This window comes from Streptacidiphilus jeojiense, from assembly GCF_000719095.1.
GTDB lineage: Bacteria > Actinomycetota > Actinomycetes > Streptomycetales > Streptomycetaceae > Streptacidiphilus > Streptacidiphilus jeojiensis.
The window spans coordinates 46,913-65,805 of sequence record NZ_JOEH01000004.1; the positions used below are offsets into that span (position 1 = coordinate 46,913).

The following is an 18,893-nucleotide window of genomic DNA, read 5'->3' on the forward strand; positions in this document are numbered from 1 at the left end:
GGAGCCCATGATGCCGTTTTTGTTGGTTTATATGACGATCTGAATGTTGACGATCCCCCTATGGAGCAGCTGAACGGGTCCATACCCGTCGACCCGGCCGACCCCCTGCTGTCCGGGGCGGCGGCACTGTCCGAACCGTTGGCCGCGCTGCTGCCGGTCGGTGGGCGGACGCCGCTGCGGCTCGCCGCCGGCCTGCTGCAGACCGCCAGGCCCCGTCAGTGGATCAAGAACGTGCTGGTGGTGGCCGCCCCGGTCGCGGCCGGGGACCTCTTCGCGCACCGGGTCCCACTGCGGCTCGCGGTGACCTTCCTGGTCTTCACCTGCGCCTCGGCCGCGGTCTACCTGGTCAACGACGCCAAGGACGTGCACGCGGACCGGGCGCACCCGGTCAAGCGCAACCGTCCGGTCGCCTCCGGGCTGGTCCCGGTCCGGCTCGCCTACGCCACCGGCCTGCTGCTCGCGGCGACGGCCGTGACGGCCGCGCTGCTGCTCTGCAACGCGGCCGCCGCCGGGGTGGTGGTCGGCTACCTGGTGCTGCAGATCGCCTACTGCACCTCGCTGAAGCACATGCTGCTGGTCGACCTGGCCGTGGTCGCCGCCGGGTTCCTGCTGCGGGCCATGGCCGGCGGCCTGGCCGTCGGGCTGCCGCTGTCACGCTGGTTCCTGATCACGGCCGGATTCGGCGCCCTGTTCATGGTGTCCGCCAAGCGCTACTCGGAACTGGTGCTGATGCGCGACCACGGCGGCCGCAGCCGCGCCCTGCTGGACGCCTACAGCGACACCTACCTCCGCTTCGTCTGGCAGCTCGCCGGAGCCGTGACCGTGCTCAGCTACTGCCTGTGGGCGCTGGGCACCGCCGACCCGGCGGGGGCCGGCGCGGCCGGGCTGCTGCCCTGGCGCCAGCTCTCCATCGTCCCCTTCGTGCTCGGGGTGATGCGCTACGCCGTCTTCGCCGACCGCGGCACGGCCGGGGCCCCGGAGGACATCCTGCTGAGGGACCGTCCGCTGCAGTTCATCGCCGTGGCCTGGCTCGCCGTCTACAGCCTGGCGGTCTGGAACCTCTGAGCGCCCGGTCCGTCAGCCGGGCGTCAGCCCCGTCCGTCGGCCCCGTCCGTCAGCTACAGCCTTCAGCCCCGGCGCAGCCGCTGCGGCAGCCAGGCCAGCTGGGCGGCCTGCTGGAACGGGCCGCCGCCCTCGTGGCCGTTGAAGTGGTAGACCTCGATCGCCTTGTCCGGGTTCGCGTAGGCGTTGAACGCGGCGAAGACCGTCGACGGCGGGCAGACGTCGTCCTCCAGCGCGGTGGAGAACAGCGCCGGCGCCTCGGCGCGCGCGGCGAAGTGCACGCCGTCGAAGTAGCCGAGGGTCTGCCGGGCCAGCCCGATCCGGTCGCGGTGGGTCTTCAGGTAGCTGCCGACCTCGCGGTAGGGGTTGCTGTCGGTCAGCGTCAGCGCGCGCGGGAAGTCGCAGAGGAAGGGGACGTCCGGAGCGACCGCCACCAGGTCCGGCACCAGTCCGCCGACGGCGATGGTGATCCCGCCGCCCTGGCTGACCCCGGTGACCGCGGTGCGCGAGGCGTCGGCGAGCGGGTGCGAGCGGGCCGCCTCGACGGCGCGCACCCCGTCGGTGAAGACCCGGCGGTAGTAGTAGTCGTGCGGGTCCTCGATGCCCCTGGTCATGAAGCCGGGGTAGGCCGGCGTGCTGCCGACCGGGTCGGGGGTGTCGCCGGTGGCCCAGCCGCTGCCCTGGCCGCGGGTGTCCATGACGAAGTGGGCGAAGCCGGCCGAGGCCCACAGCAGATGGCTGTGCGCCTGTCCGCGTCCGCCGCCGTACCCGATGAACTCGACCACCAGCGGCAGCGGTTCGGTCGTCCCGGCCGGGAGCACGAACCACCCCTTCACCGGCTGGCCGCCGAAGCCGGCGAAGGTCACGTCGTAGACCTCCACCGTGGCCAGCCCGGTCTGCACCGGCTCGAAGCGCGCGTCGAGGTCGTGCGTGCGGGTCTCTGCCAGGGTCTTGGACCAGAACTGGTCGAAGTCGGCGGGTTCGACCGCAGCACTGCGGTAGCTGTGGAGCTCGTCCAGGGGCAGGTCGAACAGGGCCATGGTCAGTCGTCCTTCGTCAGCGCCGCTTGATCGGATGATCACCCCACAGAACACCATCGGCGCCGGGGAATTCCACCCCTGGACCCCGGTGAACCGATCTGACGGGCCGTTAGGCCATTGGACCCCTTCCCTGCTCCGTCCGTTGGAATCCCAGTGCGAAACCGATTTGTGGTGATCGGTCCGGGATACCCCTTCGTCCACGATGGACGACATCCCCGCGGCCGCCGACCGGTGTCCGCGCTGCCGTCCAGTTCAGTTCCGGAGGAATGCATGAACCTCATTCGCAGCGCAGGAACGGGCATGGCCGTCCTCGCACTCGCTTTCGGTGCGGCCACCCCGGTCTACGCCGCGGCCGCCCCCGCCGTGTCCCACGTGGCCGGTGTCGTCGCCGACGGTCCGTCCGCCGGCGACTCCGGCCCCTGGGCCGCGCCGCGCCACCACCGTCACCACCACGGCTGGAGCCGTGACGACCGTGACGGCCGCGGCCACCGCTGGGGCCACCGCTGGGGCCGCGCGCACGGTCCGGTCGGCGCGGGCGGCGGCGCCATGGCGAGCTCGGTCGCCTCGCTGACGCAGCACATCGGTGGCTGACAGCCCCACCTCCGCTCGTGGCCGCCACCGGATCCCGGTGGCGGCCACCAGCGCGCTCATGGTCGCAGCGGCACTGTCCCTGCTGAGCGGGTGCGGGCACGACGCGGCGCCCGCGCACGCCCTGCCCGTCGCGCCCGGCACCGCCGCCACGGCCCGGCCCACGCCGGCCGCCACGGCCCCCGCTGTCTCCGCGGCGCAGCGGCTCTCCTCGGACGGCCTGACCGAGTCCGTCCCGCAGCGGGTCCAGATCCCCTCCATCCGCCTGGACGCACCGCTGGCCGAGATGGGCCAGGGCGCCGACGGCTCGATCGACACCCCACCCTTCTCCCAGCCGGGCACCGCCGGCTGGTACGGCGGGTCCGTCACACCGGGCGAGGTGGGCACCTCGCTGATCGTCGGCCATGTGGACACGCACCGCGGACCCGCGGTCTTCTACCTGCTCAGCGCGCTCCGGAAGGGGGACACCGTCCAGGTCGCCCGGTCCGACCACAGCACGGCGGTGTTCAGCATCGACTCGATCCAGGTGATCCCGCGGACCGGCTTCGACGACCAGAAGGTCTACGCCGACGCCGACCGGCCCGAACTGCGCCTGATCACCTGCGGCGGCACCTTCAGCCGCAAGCAGCAGGAGTACTCCAGCAACGTCGTGGTGTTCGCGCACCTCACCGGGGTGCACCGGACCGCCGGGCAGTGACCCGGCCGGTCCTGCGGCGGCAATGAGAACAGGGGGCCGGCTCCGAAGAGCCGGACCCCTGTTCCGCAGTCTGTGCGCCGCCAGGGACTCGAACCCCGGACCCGCTGATTAAGAGTCAGCTGCTCTAACCAACTGAGCTAGCGGCGCCTGCTGACGTGGAAGACGATACATGACCGCGGCCCCGAATGCGGAATCGGATTCCCGGGCGGCGCCCGGCGCCCGACCGTTGAACCGCTGTTGATCGGGGACCGGGACGATGGGCCCGGCCGTGGCCCCTTTCGTCATGGCCCGTCCCAGTACTGCCGTTCCTCCTCCGCAGAGAGCAGCGCCCGATGCCGACCCTCATGACGCCGATGGATCCGCACGCGGATCCGCTCAGAGCAGCCGATCAGGTGGCCCTCCACTGGCTGGGGGACAGCGGCGAGGCCGAGCTGTACACCTTCGACGGACTGGAGGACCAGGTCCGGCGGGCGGCCGCGGTGTTCCGGGCGGCCGGAGTGGGGGAGGGCGACGCGGTGCTGGTGTTCCTGCCCGCGATGCCCGAGGCGGTGATCGCGACGCTGGCCTGCGAGCGGTTGCGGGCGCGGGTGGTGATCGGGTCCGAGGCCGAGGACGGGGCGGTGACGCAGTCCACCGTGGCCGGCCCCGGTGCGACCGCCGCGCTGCGGGAGCTGATCCGCGCGGAGCGCCCCCAGGTCGTGGTGACCGCGGACGCGGTCCTGCTGAACGGCCGGCTCCAGTCGCCGAAGGCCGCGGTCGACCGGGCGCTGCGCGGCCCCGGCCGGGCGGGCGGCACCGGCACGGAGGGCACCGGCACGGACGGCACCGTCGGCTCGGTGCTGGTGGTGCAGCGCAACGCCTACCCGGTGGGATGGACCCCGGGCCGGGACCGGTGGTGGCATCAGGCGCTGGCGGGCAGCGTGTCCAGGAGGTTCCGGACACCGATGGCCTCGGTCACCTCCAGTTCCTCGAAGAGCCGCTGAGCCTCCGTCAGGCAGCCCCGTCCGCGCGCGCTCTGCCCCAGCGCCACCAGCGCCCGGCCCAGGGCCTCCTGGGCCAGCCCCTGGCAGTAGCGGGCGCTGACCTGGCGGCCCAGTTCCAGCGCCTGCTCGGCGCAGCGGACCGCCTCCGCGGCCGCGTTCATGGCCAGGTAGCAGGAGGAGAGCCGGGCCAGGGCGCAGCCCTCGGTCGAGTAGCGCTCCTGACGGCGCAGCATCTCCACGGCCTCGATCAGCCGGGTGCTCGCCTCGCCGTACTGCCCGTTGCCGAGCAGGACGGTGCCCAGCTGGTACAGCGCGTCGGCCAGGCAGCTGGGGTGCTCGGCGGCCCGGGCGGTGCGGACCGCCTCCCGTGCCGCGTCCAGGGCCTGTCCGGGCCTGCCGCCGGTGAGGTGGGCCCGGGCGATGTTGCCCAGCAGCCGGGCCTCGTCGGCCTGGTGGCCCAGGCCGCGGCAGAGGTCCCGGGCCAGCTCCAGATAGGGCAGCGCCTCCTCCGAGCGGCCGGCGGCGTTCAGCACCACGGCCAGCTCGGCGGCCACGGTGTAGTGGATCTCGGGGTGGTCCTCCAGCCCGCCCCTGGCGGGGTCCAGGCACTCCAGCGACCGGCGCAGCGAGGCCTCGGCGGGTGCGCCGTCCCCGGAGAGCCCGTGCAGCATGCCGACCAGGTAGTGCAGCCGTGCCTCGCCGCGCGCGTCCCGGCGCTCGGGGAAGCCGTCGGTCCGCCGGGCCACTGACAGGGCCTGGGCCAGCACCGCGTGGAAGTCCTCGGCGTGCGGTGTGGGGGCGCCCACCCACATCCAGCCGAGCAGCAGGTCGACCACGGCCGGCAGGGACTCCTCCGGGGCCTGCCGCAGCGACTGGCCCAGGACCGCCAGCAGCAGCGCGCGCTGGGCCCGCAGCCAGTCGCGGGCCTCGTCGGGGTCGGTGAGCGGCTCGCCGGCGCCGACCGTGCGGTGCAGGCTCCAGCTGAGCAGGTCGTCGCCCTCCAGCGTCCGCGAGGCGTTGCGGACGCAGGCCAGCAGGTGGTCCAGCAGCAGCAGCAGGCTGCGGCGGCGGACCGGCTCCGGGTCGGTCTCCTCCGCGCGGCGGCGGGCGAAGAGCCGCAGCAGGTCGTGGTAGCGGTAGCGGCCGGGCTCCTCGCTCTCCAGCAGCCCGGCGTCCACCAGCGACTCGGCCAGCGACTCGGCCTCGGCGACCGGCAGCCCGAGCAGGGCCGCCGCGTCGGAGGTCGAGCAGTCGGCGCCGTCCGGGAGCGAGAGCAGCCGGAAGGCGCGGGCCTGGTCCTCGCTCAGCTGCAGGTAGCCGAGTTGGAAGGTGGCCTCCACGGCCAGGTCGCCGACCTGCAGCTCGTCCAGCCGGCGGCGCTGGTCGGCGAGGCGGCGCGCCAGTGAGGCGACCGTCCAGGAGGGCCGGACCGCGAGCCGGGAGGCGACGATCCGCACCGCGAGCGGCAGCAGCGAGCAGGCGCCGACCACCTCCCGCACCGCGGCCGGCTCGGCGGCCACCCGGGCGGCCCCGGCCACCGCGGCGAACAGCTCGACGGCCTCCTCCTCCTGGAACACGTCGATGTCCACCAGCCGCACCCCGGGCAGCCCGGCGGGCCGGCCGCGTCCGGTCATCAGCACGGTGCTGCTGCCGGTGCTCGGCAGCAGCGGCCGGATCTGGGTGGAGTCCCGGACGTTGTCCAGCAGCACCAGCACCCGGCGGTCGGCCAGCAGCGAGCGGTACAGCGCGGTCCGCCGCTCCACCGTGTCGGGCAGCTGGGCCGGGGGTATGCCCAGCACCTCCAGGAACTCGGCCAGCGCCGCGGCCGGGTCCACCGGGTTCGAGCCGGCGCCGCGCAGGTCCAGGTAGAGCTGCCCGTCCGGGAAGGAGCCGCGGACCTCGTGCGCGCAGTGCACGGCCAGCGTGGTCTTGCCGACCCCGCCGATACCGGCCAGTGCGCAGATCGCCACGGCCTGGCCCGGTGAGCGGTGCAGTGCGTCGACGATCTCCTCGACGAGCTTGGTGCGGCCGCTGAAGTCCGGTATGTCGGGCGGGAGCTGGGCCGGGACGGTGGCCGGGGCGGAGCCGCCGCCGGGGCCGCCGTCGGCCGACGCGGCCCCGGCCGCCGTCGGCCTGGTCGCCGGGGTCAACTCGGGGTCGGCCGCCAGGATCCGACGCTGGAGCACCGCCAGTTCGGGGCCGGGTTCCACGCCGAGCTCGTCGATCAGCAGCCGGCGGGTGTCCGCGTGCACGCCGAGCGCCTCGGACTGCCGGCCGCTGCGGTAGAGCGCCAGCATCAGCAGGGCCCGCAGCCGCTCCCGCAGCGGGAACTCGGCGGTGAGCGGCCCCAGTGCGGCGATCACCTGGTTGGTGTTGCCCAGCTCCAGGTCCAGGCCGATCCGGGACTCGACGGCGGAGAGCCAGAGTTCGCCCAGCCGGCGCCGCTGGCCCTCGGCGTAGCCGCCCGGCACTCCGGAGAGCGCCCCGCCGCGCCACAGCGCCAGGGCCTCGGTGAGCAGGTCCACCGCCCGCTGCGGCTCCCCGGCCGCGGCCGAGCGGTCGCTGTCGGACAGCAGCCGTTCGAAGGTGTGCAGATCGAGGCAGTCCGGGTCGATCCGGAGGGTGTAGCCGTCCCCGGTGGAGAGCAGGACCTGCGCCGGTGTCCGGCTGGCCCGGTCGGGTTCGAGTTCGGTGCGGAGCCGGGAGATGTAGGTGCGCACCGTCCCGATGGCGCGCGGGGGCGGCTCGCTGCCCCAGATGCCGTCCACCAACTCGTCGATGGAGACGCTGTGACCGTGGTTCAGCAGCAGCCTGACCAGGACGGCCATCTGCTGCGGCGACCCCAGCCGCAGCGCCCGGTCCCCGAGTTGCCCACGGACCTCGCCGAGCACCCGGAACCTCAATCCGGTTTCCATCCCGTTCGTTCCGCTGCGCATCCGTTTTCTCCCCAGAGCGCTGGAAATTGCCCGTACACCAGTCGGGACGGTAGCACTGACGCACGGAAGGCTCCGACTCTTCCGACGTACCCGATCCTCCGGGGCGTTGAACGAACGTTGATCCGAGCGGGGCATGATGAGAGCCCACATCAACTCGATGCCTCACCGCTTCACCGCATCACGAGGAGCAGCATGACCACGCCGCAGAACGACGCAACGGAGTCCGACTCGACCGCCACGGGGGAGGCCGAGTCGACTTCGGCGGAAGTGGTTGTCGAGGAGTTGACGTCGGACGACACAGCGTCGGCCGAGGGGACCGACGCTGTGGTCGACCCGGATCGGGTGCGCAGCCAGGAATAGGTGCCGCATCCGCGATGCCACGTCTCGGGGGGGACGCGGAATCGGGGGACGGGGGAGGGGCTCATCACTGGGGAGTGATGGGCCCCTGGTCCGTCTCCGGGGCCGTCCCTGCGACTCGGGTGCGGGCCGTCCCGTTCACGCGGTCGGCAGGTGCGAGACGGTCATCCTGACCACGGTCTGGGCGGCGCCGTCGGTGGACGCGGCGGCGGTCCCGGCGGGCTCGGACGGCTCGGACGGTTCGGCGCACGGGAGTTCCACCGGCTCCGGCGGGGCGGCCGGTGCGGAGCCGCCGCGGGCGGCGCGGACGCAGGCCCAGAGCAGCACCGAGGCCCCGGGCAGCCAGGGCTCACGGGTGTCCGGGGCGACGATCCAGCGGTTGGGGCCCTCGGGGGCGTCCGCCATCCGCTGGACCGGGGGCACGGTGATGGCGTCGCCGGCGCCGTGGCAGAGCACCGGCGGGACGCCGCGGGCCCACTCCTCCCAGACCAGCAGGGTGCGCAGCCGCTGCGCCGCGCCGACCTCGGCGAAGACCAGGATCCGGCCGCGGTGGGTGGCCACCGGACCGCAGCCCGGCCCCGACTCCCACAACTCGTCGAGCACCCGGCGGCCGAACAGGCCGGGCAGGTTCACCACGTCGAAGGTCCGCCCGCAGGGCAGCACGGTCGGCGCCCAGGGGCGCGACTCCCACAGCGCCCGCATGCTGCGCGGGTACTCGCTGGCCGAAGCCAGCCAGGCCTCCCCGGCCACGGTGACGTACTCGATCGACTCATGCGTCCACATATCCACCGTTCCATTGGTACGGGGGCCGGACGCGGAGCAGGACGGGAAGTGGGGAACGCCGGACAGAAGGAGCGGATACGGCGTATTCTCCCGGGCATATGCCAGCGGGGCCGCGGCGGGGAGCACCCCGGCGGTCAGCCGATGCGGCGCTGCCGCAGCAGCCCGCGGCCGTGCTCGACCATCTTCGCCGCGTAGTCCGGGGTCCAGTCGGCGCGGGCGGCGATCTCCTCGAAGGTCAGGCTGTCGAAGCGGCGGGTGTCGGCGAGCTGGGCCGCCGCCATCGCCTGGAAGTCGCTGGCCCGTTCCGCGGCGGCGCGGAACGCCACGGTCAACTCGGTGGAACGGCTCAGCAGTTCCCGCGGGTCCTCGATGTCGTCGAGGTCGAAGAAGTGCTCCTGCTCCGGCTCCGCGAGGCCGGGCTCGAAGAGCAGCGGGGCGGGGCGGAGCCTCCGCTGCGGCGAGCGGTCGGCGGGGGAGTCGGGCATGGGGGGCACCTCCGTGCTGGGTCAGGTGGAAGGCTGTGCCACGAGCCATTGTGCGTGCAGGCAGCCGGCGAGGGAACAGGGCCTTCCGTTCCGGTATTCCCGGGTCTCCCCGGGTGTTCCCGCAGGTGGGGTCGGTGCGCCGGTCGGTGGTCGAGCCGGCACTCCCGGTGTTCAGCCGGGCACGCGGTGCTCGCTCAGGTGCTCGAGGACGGCGTGGTTGGCGGTCCATCCGTCCGGGAACTTCACCGTGACGCCCAGCTGGACCGGCTCGGTCGAGGGGTGCTCGTCCAGCAGCTCGGCGATTCCGGCCCGGGCAACGACGATACAGGCGTGCCGGTGCCGGGAGGCAAGTACGCACAGCCGGCCGGTCTCCAGATGGAAGGCGGTCGCGTCGGGACGCCCGGAGAGCGGGTGCAGCACCACGGTGACGTCGTACTCGCGGCCCTGCAGCCGGTTGGCGGTGTCCACGGTGACCGCCGCGGCGCCGTCCACCGGGACGCCAAGCGCCACCAGCGCGGCCCGGACCGCGGCGGCCTGGTCGCGGTGGGCGGTACCGACCGCGATCCGGTCGGCGGTCAGCGGGGCGCTGCCTCGCTCGGACACCGCCGTCCCGGTGCGGTCCAGCAGCCGCCGCACCACGGTGGCGACCGCGCGTACGGCCTCCGGGTCGGTGCGCACCGTGTGCCGGGCCGGCAGCTCCAGCAGGCCCCAGCCGGACTCGGCCGCGATGTCGATGACCCGGTCGGCGGCCGAGCCGTCGCCCGGGGCGGCCAGGGTCAGCCCGCGGTCGCCGGGCCCGGTCCCGGAGCGGAACGGGGCGTAGGGGTAGAAGGCGGCCGACACCAGCGGCGCCGCCGAGGCCGGTAGCCGCCAGGACACCGGCAGCCGGTGCGGCACGATCCTCGGGTTGTGCGCCAGCAGGGTCATCACCGCACTGCTGGACGGGTCGTAGCTGAGCCCCGCCCACTGGTCGGTGCCGACGATGGAGAACGGGTCCAGCTGGCCCGGGTCGCCGACGAACAGGGCCCGCTCGAACAGCCTGGCCACGGCCAGCAGCGCGTCGGAGCGCATCTGGTAGGCCTCGTCGACGATGGCGTGCCGCCAGGGGTCGACGTCCTTGACCCACTGCCACTTGGCGGCGGTGGACACCACCACCGAGCACTCCAGCAGGTCGGCCGGCTTGGTGGAGGCGGACACGGCCGGGTGCCGCAGCGCCTCGGGCGCGGGCGCGGCGTCGCTGCCGTGCAGCCGTCCGACGGTGAGCCCGGGGTCTGCCGTGGCCAGCCGGTCCACCAGGTCGTCCACCTGGCTGTTGGTCTGCGCGACGATCATCAGTCGTTCGCCGGCGCCGACCAGCTCCCGGGCGGCCCGGACCACCAGCGTGGACTTGCCGGCCCCGGGCGGGGAGTCGACCACGGTGCCGCGCTCGGTGCCGTGCAGGGCGGCGTCGAGGATGGCGGCGACGGCGCGGTCCGCCTCGGCGCCAGGGTCCGCGCCGGGGCCGGTTCCGGGGCCGGTTCCGGAGGCGCCACCGGGCGGGCGGGAGAGCGGAGGCACAGGTCAGGCCCCTTCTTCGTCGGCGGGCGCGGTCGGGAGGTCCGGCTGGGCGGTGGCCGTGCGGGTGACCGGAGGGCCGCCGTGGGTCCAGGGGGTGTCCTCGGGTTCGGGCAGCGGCGCGGACTGGCGGGCCGTCAACTCGAAGAGGGTGAAGCACACCTGCTCGCCCGGCTCGGGGACGCTGCCCGGCTCGGGCTCCTTACGGCGGCCCATGCCGTTCAGCAGCCGCACCGTGACCAGCCCGGCCGCCGGGTCCGCGGACACCAGCTCGGCCTTCTGCGCGGTGGGGCCGCCGGCCCGGTACAGCTCGCGCCCCGGGTCCCCGTGCGGACGGTCCGAGGTGCGGACGGTGACCAGCGGCCGCGGCTTGGGGCTGCGCCCGGTCTCGTCGTACGCCGCCTCGACGGCGACCACCCGTCCGGCCAGGGCCTCGCCGGCGAGCCGGTGCTCGGCCATGGCCAGCGGGTCGTCCAGGGCCTCCTGGATGTCCAGCCGGGTCTGCTCGCGCTCGCGCTGGGCCAGCTTGCGGGCGGCGGTCACCGCGTCGTCGCGGACCGGCTGCGGGGGCTCGCCGGCCGCGATCCGGTCCCGGTGCGAGGTGTAGGACCAGCGGTCGCCCTCCCAGCGCTCCGGCAGGTGCGCAGCGGCGGGCAGCGCCCGGAGCAGGTCCAGGCCCTGCCACAGCCGGTCCCAGGTCGGTCGCAGCACCGCCTCCAGCAGTGCGGCGATCTCCGCCTCGCGGGCCTGCGCGGCCACGGCGTCGTCCAGCTTGCGGGCGGCGTCGTAGCGGGTGATCGCCGGGGCCAGCAGGCCGCTGTCGAAGCGCGGGTCGGTGGTCGGCCCGGCCGGCGGGCACAGCAGCTGGCCGTGGCCGTCCCGGGCGGTCTCCGCCAGCAGCGCGGCCTCGGCGCCGGTGCGGCCGGCGGGCGGGTCGATCCAGGCCAGCAGTGCGCCCAGGTGCTGGTCCTCCAGCCGGCTCTGCCCGGTGGCCCAGTGCCGGCCCAGCAGGTCGGTCATGGCGAGCAGCAGTGAGGAGCCGGGGACCTGGGCCCGGTCCCGCAGGTGGGTCAGCCAGCGGCCCAGCAGCGGGACCCGGGCCGGCACCGGGTAGGGGCCCGGGTCGACCCCCTCGTCGAGCGCGGTCTCGGCGCTGCGGCGGAAGCGGGTGGAGCGGCCCAGCAGCCCCAGGAACTCCACCGCGGCCGGGCCGGGAACCAGCAGTTGCGGGGCGTTGGTGCACAGTTCGCGCACCTGCTCGGTCTTCTCCCCGGTCGCCGGGTCCTTCACCTCCCTGGTCAGCAGGTCGACCTCGGTGCCGAACCCCTCCAGCCAGGGCAGCAGCTCGGCGGCGAGGTCCGCGAGCAGAGCGAACCGGCGGTCCCGGTCCAGCGGCTGCGGGACCGTCAGCAGCACCGGTGACTCCCGGTCCTGACCGAGCATCACCGCCAGCGGCGCCCCGGCCTCACCGGCGGCGGCCAGCGGCACCAGGACCATCGGCCGGTCGGCGAGGTGCCGGTGCCGTACCGTCGCCAGCGGCACGGCCCGACCGTCGCGGACCGCCTCCATCCGGGCCAGGGTGGAGAGCAGGCTCATCCGGCACCGCCCACGGGGGCAGCGGCCTGCAGCGCAGCGGTCTGCAGTGCCTCGGCGCGCAGTGCGGCGGCGCGGGCGAGCCGCAGGGCGGACTCGGCGTCGCCGTCGTCGGGGGTGTCGGCGAGGGTGTCGGAGGGGGTGCCGCCGGCGGTGTCGGCGTGAGTTCCGCCGGGTGCGGTGACTGCGGCTGCGGCTGCGGCCAGGGCCTGCTCGACGGTGTGGAAGCTGCCCAGCTCGCCGCGCACCCCGCGGCCCAGGGTCTCCACCGATCCGGCGCAGCGGGCCTCGGCCCGGCAGTGGAAGCCCAGTTCGCAGGCGGAGAGGCAGTCCGGGGAGTACACCGCCTGCAACGCGCCCACGGCGGCGGCTAGTTGCCCGTCGGAGCGGTCCCGGCCGAAGCCGGTGCCGGTCGGGAGGACGTCCAGCAGCTGCTCGACCCGGGTCAGCCGGTCCAGCTGGCGCCGGGTGACCGCCATCGGCTTGCGGACGTCGACCGCGGCGGCGGTCGGCTGGTTGCCGAAGTCCTTGGGGCAGACCAGCAGCGCCGTACTGTCGGGGGCGCCGGCCAGGCCCTCGGGCTCCCGGTAGGGGTCGCGCACCGGCTCGACGCCGGCCAGCGCGGCCGCGGTCTCCCGCAGCGCGAGCACGTACACCGCCGCCTGCCGGGCCGCCGCGCCCACCTTGACGGCATCGGCCCCGCCGTCCAGGATCGGGAAGGACTTGATCTCCACCACGGTCCAGCGGCCGTCGGGGCGGACCACCACCAGGTCAGGTTCCAGATGCGCGGTCGAACCGGCGACCTCCAGCCGCAGCAGCGGCTGGTCCAGCACCGTCCACACGCCGGGCCGGGCCGCGGCAGCGGCCAGCGCGACCCGGGCGCTGGCGACCCGTCCGGCCGGCAGTCCGGGGTCGTCGACCAGTTCGGCGAAGACCACCGGAGCGCTGTCCTCGGGCAGCCGCAACTGCTCCCTGAGCAGGTCCAGCAGCACCGTGCAGCCGTCGGCCTTGACCCGGCGCTCGAAGCCCAGGCCACGGCTGATCGCGAACGGCGACTGACCGAACGGCGCCGGGTTCCCGAGCCGGGTCGCCAGATCGGTCTTGTCCACCCCGGCGGCGTCCAGCACCGCCCGCCGGCCGCACCCGGGATTGGCCGCCAGCGCGGCCAGTGCGCGGGCGTCCAGACTGCGTTGCGGCGCGTCGCCGCGGAGGCCGGCGAGCCGGCGCTCCAACGGACTCGGGGACAGCCTCGGCGACTGCGGGGGCTCCGGTGCCGGACGCCCGGGGATGAAGTCGTTCATGGTGCGGATCAGTCTTGCACCCACGACTGACAAGGGGAGCGCCGTACGGGTCAGTGCAGCGCCGGAGTTCGCCGTTCGACGGGTGCGGCGGGTATGCCGGAGGCGACGGCGGTGCCGGGTGCGGTGGATGTGCTGGCTGTGCTGGATGCGGTCTGACGGGACGTCGGGATCTGCTGGTAGTCGGGAACCGGGTGGCGGACCGGCAGATGGATCGGCAGGTGGACGATGTGGGTGCGGGATCCCGAGGTTCCCCGGAGCCGGTCGGTGAGCCGCAGCGCCGGGCCGGTGAGCAGCGCGCCCACGCCCAGCAGTACCGCGCCGGCCACGCAGTCCAGCAGGTAGTGGTTGCCGGTGCCCATCACCACCATGGTGATCACCAGCGGGTAGAGCAGCCCCAGCGTCCGCACCGTGCGGTCCCGCGCCAGCCGGAACAGCAGCAGCCCGCACCACAGCGACCAGCCCACGTGCAGGCTGGGCATCGCCGCGAACTCGTTGGTCATCGACCCGAGCCCCTTGGGCGCGCTCGCCGCCCCGCTCCACCAGCCGAGGTTGGCGTGCTGGGCCATGGTGTCGGTGAAGCCGTAGGAGGAGGGCATCAGCCGCGGCGGGGCCGCGGGGAACAGGATGAAGCCGACCAGGGCCAGCACCGTGGTGATCCCCAGCCAGGTCCTGGCGCGGCGGTACTGGTCGCGGTGGTGCCGCCAGAGCCACACCAGCACCGCCGGGGTGACCAGGTAGTGCAGCGTCGCATAGGCGTAGTCGGCGGGTACGCCGAGCCACTGCTGGCTGCTGAAGGTGCTGTTCAGCCAGCGTTCCGGGTCGAGGTGGAGCCACTGCTCCACGTCGATCAGACTCCGCGCGTCCTGTACGGCTTCGCCGAAGCCGCCGCTGACCAGCAGCCGGCTGCCGTCGTAGACCAGGTAGATCGCGGCTACCAGCAGCAGTTCCAGCTGCCAGTGCCCCGGTCGCCTCCTGAGAAGGGTGCGTGCCATGACCACTCCGGACGTTCGAGCGAAAGCGTACGCTCTACCGTACGCTGTACGTTAGGGAGAAATCATCTCCGGGTCACATCTGGTTCTCACCTGGGCCCTGTAATCTCCGACACAGCGCCCTCCCAGGGCCCAGACAGCCCCCCGTCCCCGCAGCGTCCGGAAGGCCATGTCGCAGTCAGTGCCCCGCCGTCGTGCCCCTCGCAATTCCCTCAGCGCGGAGCTGATCGTCGACCGTGCCCTCGCGCTGCTGGACCAGAAGGGCATCGAGGCCTTCTCCATGCGTGCCCTGGCCGAGGAGCTCGGGGTCGGCACCATGGCGCTGTACACCTACTTCCGCGGCAAGGAGGAGCTGTTCCGGGCCGCCCGGGACCGGGTGCTCGGCACCTACCAGCCGCCCTGCACCAGCGGCAGCTGGGACGAGCAGCTGCGCGCCCTCTGCCTCTCCATGTACGAACTGTTCACCGGCCGCCCCTCGGTGCTGCAACTGCTGGCCGAGGGCAAGGCCGAGGGCGACTTCGCCGACGCCGCCTCGGTCACCATGGAGCAGGTCGTCAAGCTGCTCTGCGGGTCCGGCCTGGACCGCCAGGCGGCGGCCCGCGCCGCCGGGACGCTCATCGGCTTCACCATCGGCTCGGCCCTGCGCCAGGTGCGCGAATGCGATGAGGAGGGGCAGATGACGGCCAAGGCCGAGCTGCTGCGGCGGCGCTTCGCCGCCCTGTCGCCGGAACGCCACCCCGCGCTCACCGACCTGGCCCCCGAACTCACCGTCGCCCGCGAGGACGGCGAGGGTCAGTACACCTTCGGCCTCGGCCTGATCCTGTGCGGCCTGCGGGAGCTCGCCGGCTCGGACTGCGCGGCGCCGCAGTCCTGATCCGGTCGTGGATCAGGGATCATGGACGGGTACACCAGCACTGCCATCCAAGGGAGACCCCTGTGCCCTCGCGCATCCTTCTGGTCCGACACGGCGAGACCGAGTGGTCCGCCGGCGGTCGGCACACCGGGCGGACCGACATCCCGCTCACCGAGGAGGGTCGCGAGATGGCCCGCCGCCTCGGCGACCGGCTGAAGCGCGAGCCCTGGGGCGGCCTCCCGGCTGCCGAGATCCGCACCAGCCCGCTCCGGCGCGCCCGGGAGACCTGTGAGCTGGCCGGCTTCGGCGACCGCGCCCTGGACACCCCCGACCTGCTGGAGTGGGACTACGGGCGGTACGAGGGCATGACCGGACCCGCGATCCGGGCCGAGGACCACCCGGGCTGGCTGATCTGGCGCGACGGCGTCCCGGACGGGGAGACGCTGGAGCAGGTCGCGGCCCGCGCCGACGCCTTCATCGCCTGGACCGCCGAGCACGGCGGCGTGCCCGACCCCGACACCACGGTGATGCACAGCGCCGACAACGACGTGCTGGTCTTCGCGCACGGCCATTTCCTGCGCATCCTCGCCGCCCGCTGGCTGGGCCTCCCGGCCACCCACGGCCAGCGGCTCAAGCTGGGGCCGGCCACCCTCTCCATCCTCACCTGGGAGTACGGCGCCAGAGCCGTCGAGCTCTGGAACGACGGCTCGCACCTGCACTGAGCCGACGCACCGGCGAACCGTAGCACCGGCAACCAGCAGCAGCCGAACGGTGAGTGACGTCCCGTCAGCTCGCCATGGAGACGTCGTAGCGGCTGATGAACTCCGCCACCTCCGGTACCGCCCGGTGCGGCCGCAGCCGGGACGCCGTGTCGGCGACCATGGACCTGATCCGGGTGGAGTGCACCTCGCCCAACAGGGCCACCACCTGGCCGCCGCTGGTCGCGGCGGCGGCCAGCTCGCCCCGTCCCAGCTGGTCGTGCGCCAACTCGGCGGTGTAGAGCGCCCTGTTGCGGACGAAGTGGGGCTGCTGGAGCTCTATGGCGCTGCGGGCGCAGCCCTCGGCCTGTTCCCACTCGCCCAGCGCCGACCAGCACTGCGCCTCCAGGCCGGCCAGTTCGGCCTCGCCGTAGAAGGACATCCACTCGGGATCCGCCTCGGCCGGGCCGGCGGCGTACAGCCGCTGGGCCTGCTGCAGCGAGCGCACACAGGCGCCCCGGTCCTGGAGCTGGGCCCAGGCCCCGGCCTCCCGCATGGCCAGCAGTGAGCAGAGCCGCTGGGAGCCGAGCTTCAGGGCCACCTGGTGGGCGGCCTGGGCGGCCCGGACCGCCTCGCGGGGGCGGCCGGCGTCCCGGGCCAGGAAGGCGCTGTTGCAGAACGCATGCGCCTCCAGCGCCGGGTCGTCGGCCATCCGCGCGGTGGCCAGGGCCTCGGCGTAGAAGGAACGGGCATCGGCGAGCCGCCCCGAGTCATGGGCGAGCCAGCCGACCGAGATCGCCAGCTCCCCGGCGCCGGACTGCAGCCGCTGCTCCACCCCCCGGCCGTAGGAGCCGCAGTTGAGCAGTTGGTAGGCGGTCCGCAGGACCCGTCCGGCGCGGTCGAAGAGTGCGTCCCCGCCCTGGACGTCGTCGAGCAGCCGGATCTCCCTGACGGCCGCCTCGACCCGGCGGGCGTCGGCCGCGCCGACCTTGCGGCCCGGGGCCACGGTCCCCGGGGCTGCGGCAGCCGCCGGTAAGGGTTGGTCCAGGCCCAGCACCGCGGCCATGGTGACCGGGGCGCCGGACAGGAACGTGCGTCGGTGCACGTCGTCGTTCTCCTCGTGGTTCTGGTCCGTGGTCTCCCGCATGCCGCCTGCGCGCCGGGCTTCGGCGCGCGGGGCGAAACCCAGGTCCTCCAGGGAGGAGCCGGGGAACATATGCAGGAAGACCCTCTCGTACGCGTAGTTGGGGCGTCTGATGGCACCCGACTCGACCCGTCCCACATAGCGCGCGTCGCAGGATACGTGCTCGCCGATCTCCCGCCCGGCCCGCCGTACGGCGGTGGCGAACTCGCCCGCCGAGCGGTCCCCGCGCAGTGCTCGCATCGCCTGGTTCACAGTGAGTGCTGCGGTGTGGTTGGTGAGGGTGTTGGTCATGTCGGCCCCCTTGCTCTCAGACGCCACGACAGTACCCTCTGCAATGATTCGAACACTCAGGGTTTCTGGACAAACCGGGCATGCGCCGGAAAGATGCCATGAAATGCCATGCTCTGCCAGGCATGACAACCGTGGCCCCGGTGCCCCCTGATGCGTTGTGCTTGGCAGTAACCGCCGACACCACTCAACGGCGAGCGGTCAATGATGGAGGCGTCCATGTTCGCAGCGGAGTTCCCTTCGGACCCGTTCCCTGCGGCTCTGCCCACTCCCTCCTGCGATCTGGTGAGGGTTCCGGAGCGGCAGGGGCTGGAGACCGTCGACATCCTGCGGTTGCGCGGGGCCTGCGGCCCGGTGCTGCTGGAGGACGCCGACGCGACCCTCTCCTTCCTGGTCCCGGCCGGCGCGGTCGACACCTGGCAACTGCCCGGCGGCTCCTGCACCGAGGCGCTGGCGCCGGAGGACGACGGCGCCTGGCTGCTGCCGCCCTCCCCGGAGCGTGCGCTCACCGACCCGGCGCAGCTGTGCGCCGCCCTCGGCGAGGCCGCCAGGACGCTGGCCGCCTCCGGCTCCGGCGCGGCCGCCGCGGACGGGGCCTGACCAGCGGATCCGTCGCTGCCCTGACCCTCGGCTGCCCGCATACTTGGCAGGTGGCCAGGAAGCAGCAGCACCCCACCCCCAAGAAGTCCGTACCGCAGGACACGGCCGAGCAGGTCGCCTCGGGCCGGGCCGAGCTGGTCCCGGACCGCGACCGGCCGAACGCCTGGACCCTGCTGCTGGACGGCACGCCCCAGTCCCATGTGGACCTGGACGACCCGACCCGGCTGTCCTTCGAGTACCAGCGCCGCTTCGGCCACCTGGTGGACCTCGCCGCACCGCCCCGGCAGCCGATCACCGTGCTGCACCTGGGCGGTGGGGCGCTGACCCTGGCCCGCTACGTCGCCGCCACCCGGCCGCGGTCCCGGCAGCAGGTCGCCGAGATCGACACCGCGCTGACCGAGTTCGTCCGGCGAACCCTTCCGCTGGACCGCGGCTGGCAGCTCCGGGTCCGCGGCGGTGACGCCAGGGAGATCCTGGCCCGCGCCCCCGAGGCCCAGGCCGATCTGGTGGTGGCGGACGTCTTCAGCGGTGCCCGGACCCCGGCGCACTGCGCCTCGGTGGAGTTCGCCGGGCTGGCGGCGCGGGCCCTGCGGCCGGAGGGGCGCTACGCCGTCAACGTCACCGACGGCGGCCGGCTGGACTTCGTCCGGGGCCAGGTGGCGACCCTGCGTGCGGCCTTCGCCGAGGTGGCGCTGATCGCCGACCCGGTGGTGCTGCGCGGTCGCCGGTTCGGCAACCTGGTCCTGGTCGCCGCCCAGCAGCCTTTGCCGCTGGAGCAGTTGACCCGGTTGATCGCCACCGACCAGCACCCGGGACGCATGGAGCACGGCCCCGGCCTGACGGACTTCCAGGCGGGGGCCGTGCCGGTCGCCGATGCCGGCGCGGGCCCCTCACCCGCGCCGCCACCGGGCGCTTTCACTTCTTGATCGACCCTTTCGGAGG

18 protein-coding genes and 1 tRNA gene are annotated in these 18,893 nt (G+C 73.9%); 9 read left to right on the forward strand and 10 right to left on the reverse strand.

Annotated elements, in window-relative coordinates:
• The first annotated feature begins 60 nt into the window (after nt 1-60).
• Nucleotides 61-1,065 (forward strand): decaprenyl-phosphate phosphoribosyltransferase, encoded by a 1,005-nt coding sequence (locus IF29_RS0105200; protein WP_084713574.1) that lies wholly within the window; start codon nt 61-63, stop codon nt 1,063-1,065.
• 62 nt (nt 1,066-1,127) lie between these two features.
• Here IF29_RS0105200 and IF29_RS0105205 read toward each other — a convergent pair whose 3' ends face one another.
• Nucleotides 1,128-2,102: an acetylxylan esterase gene (locus IF29_RS0105205; RefSeq protein ID WP_030250204.1), complete on the reverse strand. Its 975-nt coding sequence runs from the start codon at nt 2,100-2,102 to the stop codon at nt 1,128-1,130.
• 300 nt (nt 2,103-2,402) lie between these two features.
• On the opposite strand from IF29_RS0105205, the gene IF29_RS0105210 reads away from it, so the two are divergent.
• Together IF29_RS0105210 and IF29_RS0105215 are read left to right on the forward strand one after the other, a co-directional pair.
• On the forward strand, nt 2,403-2,693 hold the full coding sequence (locus IF29_RS0105210; RefSeq protein WP_030250207.1) for a hypothetical protein: 291 nt from the start codon (nt 2,403-2,405) through the stop codon (nt 2,691-2,693).
• Nucleotides 2,686-3,387: a class F sortase gene (locus IF29_RS0105215; RefSeq protein WP_157623617.1), complete on the forward strand. Its 702-nt coding sequence runs from the start codon at nt 2,686-2,688 to the stop codon at nt 3,385-3,387. The genes IF29_RS0105210 and IF29_RS0105215 overlap by 8 nt, the downstream gene beginning before the upstream one ends.
• A 73-nt stretch (nt 3,388-3,460) precedes the next feature.
• Here IF29_RS0105215 and IF29_RS0105220 read toward each other — a convergent pair.
• Nucleotides 3,461-3,534, reverse strand: a tRNA-Lys gene (locus IF29_RS0105220).
• A 185-nt stretch (nt 3,535-3,719) separates the two neighbouring features.
• Here IF29_RS0105220 and IF29_RS0105225 point away from each other — a divergent pair.
• Entirely contained in the window at nt 3,720-4,370 is a 651-nt protein-coding gene (locus IF29_RS0105225) for an AMP-binding protein (RefSeq protein WP_051724909.1), read from the forward strand.
• Here IF29_RS0105225 and IF29_RS0105230 read toward each other — a convergent pair.
• Nucleotides 4,289-7,306, reverse strand: coding sequence for an AfsR/SARP family transcriptional regulator (locus tag IF29_RS0105230; RefSeq protein WP_030250215.1), 3,018 nt, complete (start codon nt 7,304-7,306; stop codon nt 4,289-4,291). The genes IF29_RS0105225 and IF29_RS0105230 overlap by 82 nt on opposite strands.
• A gap of 192 nt (nt 7,307-7,498) precedes the next feature.
• Between IF29_RS0105230 and IF29_RS45835 the strand changes: the two genes are divergently transcribed.
• The gene (locus IF29_RS45835; RefSeq protein ID WP_157623618.1) at nt 7,499-7,666 is read left to right on the forward strand and encodes a hypothetical protein; all 168 of its coding nucleotides are present in this window, start codon (nt 7,499-7,501) and stop codon (nt 7,664-7,666) included.
• A gap of 135 nt (nt 7,667-7,801) precedes the next feature.
• On the opposite strand, the gene IF29_RS0105240 is transcribed toward IF29_RS45835, so the two are convergent.
• The 6 genes from IF29_RS0105240 to IF29_RS0105265 all read right to left on the reverse strand — a co-directional run bounded on the left by IF29_RS0105240 (nt 7,802) and on the right by IF29_RS0105265 (nt 14,371).
• On the reverse strand, nt 7,802-8,446 hold the full coding sequence (locus IF29_RS0105240) for a bifunctional DNA primase/polymerase (RefSeq protein ID WP_198037303.1): 645 nt from the start codon (nt 8,444-8,446) through the stop codon (nt 7,802-7,804).
• A 134-nt stretch (nt 8,447-8,580) separates the two neighbouring features.
• The gene (locus IF29_RS0105245; RefSeq protein ID WP_030250222.1) at nt 8,581-8,931 is read right to left on the reverse strand and encodes a hypothetical protein; all 351 of its coding nucleotides are present in this window, start codon (nt 8,929-8,931) and stop codon (nt 8,581-8,583) included.
• Nucleotides 8,932-9,102: 171 nt separating this feature from the next.
• Complete coding sequence (locus IF29_RS0105250; RefSeq protein WP_051724911.1) at nt 9,103-10,488, reverse strand: AAA family ATPase; 1,386 nt, start codon at nt 10,486-10,488, stop codon at nt 9,103-9,105.
• A 3-nt stretch (nt 10,489-10,491) separates the two neighbouring features.
• The gene (locus tag IF29_RS0105255; protein WP_051724912.1) at nt 10,492-12,081 is read right to left on the reverse strand and encodes a hypothetical protein; all 1,590 of its coding nucleotides are present in this window, start codon (nt 12,079-12,081) and stop codon (nt 10,492-10,494) included.
• Nucleotides 12,078-13,379 carry a hypothetical protein gene (locus IF29_RS0105260; protein ID WP_232242034.1) on the reverse strand — a complete coding sequence of 434 codons (1,302 nt, stop codon included), beginning with the start codon at nt 13,377-13,379 and terminating at the stop codon, nt 12,078-12,080. Before IF29_RS0105260 ends, IF29_RS0105255 begins: the two co-directional genes overlap by 4 nt.
• Nucleotides 13,380-13,429: 50 nt before the next feature.
• Entirely contained in the window at nt 13,430-14,371 is a 942-nt protein-coding gene (locus IF29_RS0105265; RefSeq protein WP_051724913.1) for a phosphatase PAP2 family protein, read from the reverse strand.
• Nucleotides 14,372-14,537: 166 nt separating this feature from the next.
• Here IF29_RS0105265 and IF29_RS0105270 point away from each other — a divergent pair, with 166 nt between their 5' ends.
• Both IF29_RS0105270 and IF29_RS0105275 read left to right on the forward strand, forming a co-directional pair.
• Nucleotides 14,538-15,242, forward strand: a complete 705-nt coding sequence (locus tag IF29_RS0105270) for a TetR/AcrR family transcriptional regulator (RefSeq protein WP_051724914.1) — start codon at nt 14,538-14,540, stop codon at nt 15,240-15,242.
• A 62-nt stretch (nt 15,243-15,304) separates the two neighbouring features.
• Nucleotides 15,305-15,943, forward strand: a complete 639-nt coding sequence (locus IF29_RS0105275; RefSeq protein ID WP_030250236.1) for a histidine phosphatase family protein — start codon at nt 15,305-15,307, stop codon at nt 15,941-15,943.
• A 64-nt stretch (nt 15,944-16,007) separates the two neighbouring features.
• On the opposite strand, the gene IF29_RS0105280 is transcribed toward IF29_RS0105275, so the two are convergent.
• Nucleotides 16,008-17,354 (reverse strand): NsdA family TPR-like regulatory protein, encoded by a 1,347-nt coding sequence (locus IF29_RS0105280; RefSeq protein WP_030250238.1) that lies wholly within the window; start codon nt 17,352-17,354, stop codon nt 16,008-16,010.
• 216 nt (nt 17,355-17,570) lie between these two features.
• Between IF29_RS0105280 and IF29_RS0105285 the strand changes: the two genes are divergently transcribed.
• Nucleotides 17,571-17,951, forward strand: a complete 381-nt coding sequence (locus tag IF29_RS0105285; protein ID WP_051724915.1) for a hypothetical protein — start codon at nt 17,571-17,573, stop codon at nt 17,949-17,951.
• Nucleotides 17,952-18,085: 134 nt separating this feature from the next.
• Nucleotides 18,086-18,877, forward strand: coding sequence for a spermidine synthase (locus tag IF29_RS0105290; protein ID WP_380520835.1), 792 nt, complete (start codon nt 18,086-18,088; stop codon nt 18,875-18,877).
• Nucleotides 18,878-18,893 lie beyond the last annotated feature (16 nt).

Bases quoted from the DNA above. Each gene is read 5' to 3' on its own strand.
- IF29_RS0105230 (WP_030250215.1), bottom strand. From the start codon at position 7,306: ATGCGCAGCGGAACGAACGGGATGGAAACCGGATTGAGGTTCCGGGTG.
- IF29_RS0105200 (WP_084713574.1), top strand. From the start codon at position 61: ATGGAGCAGCTGAACGGGTCCATACCCGTCGACCCGGCCGACCCCCTG.
- IF29_RS0105260 (WP_232242034.1), bottom strand. From the start codon at position 13,379: ATGAACGACTTCATCCCCGGGCGTCCGGCACCGGAGCCCCCGCAGTCG.
- IF29_RS45835 (WP_157623618.1), top strand. From the start codon at position 7,499: ATGACCACGCCGCAGAACGACGCAACGGAGTCCGACTCGACCGCCACG.
- IF29_RS0105205 (WP_030250204.1), bottom strand. From the start codon at position 2,102: ATGGCCCTGTTCGACCTGCCCCTGGACGAGCTCCACAGCTACCGCAGT.
- IF29_RS0105285 (WP_051724915.1), top strand. From the start codon at position 17,571: ATGTTCGCAGCGGAGTTCCCTTCGGACCCGTTCCCTGCGGCTCTGCCC.
- IF29_RS0105225 (WP_051724909.1), top strand. From the start codon at position 3,720: ATGCCGACCCTCATGACGCCGATGGATCCGCACGCGGATCCGCTCAGA.
- IF29_RS0105245 (WP_030250222.1), bottom strand. From the start codon at position 8,931: ATGCCCGACTCCCCCGCCGACCGCTCGCCGCAGCGGAGGCTCCGCCCC.
- IF29_RS0105255 (WP_051724912.1), bottom strand. From the start codon at position 12,081: ATGAGCCTGCTCTCCACCCTGGCCCGGATGGAGGCGGTCCGCGACGGT.
- IF29_RS0105265 (WP_051724913.1), bottom strand. From the start codon at position 14,371: ATGGCACGCACCCTTCTCAGGAGGCGACCGGGGCACTGGCAGCTGGAA.
- IF29_RS0105240 (WP_198037303.1), bottom strand. From the start codon at position 8,446: ATGTGGACGCATGAGTCGATCGAGTACGTCACCGTGGCCGGGGAGGCC.
- IF29_RS0105280 (WP_030250238.1), bottom strand. From the start codon at position 17,354: ATGACCAACACCCTCACCAACCACACCGCAGCACTCACTGTGAACCAG.
- IF29_RS0105210 (WP_030250207.1), top strand. From the start codon at position 2,403: ATGGCCGTCCTCGCACTCGCTTTCGGTGCGGCCACCCCGGTCTACGCC.
- IF29_RS0105270 (WP_051724914.1), top strand. From the start codon at position 14,538: ATGTCGCAGTCAGTGCCCCGCCGTCGTGCCCCTCGCAATTCCCTCAGC.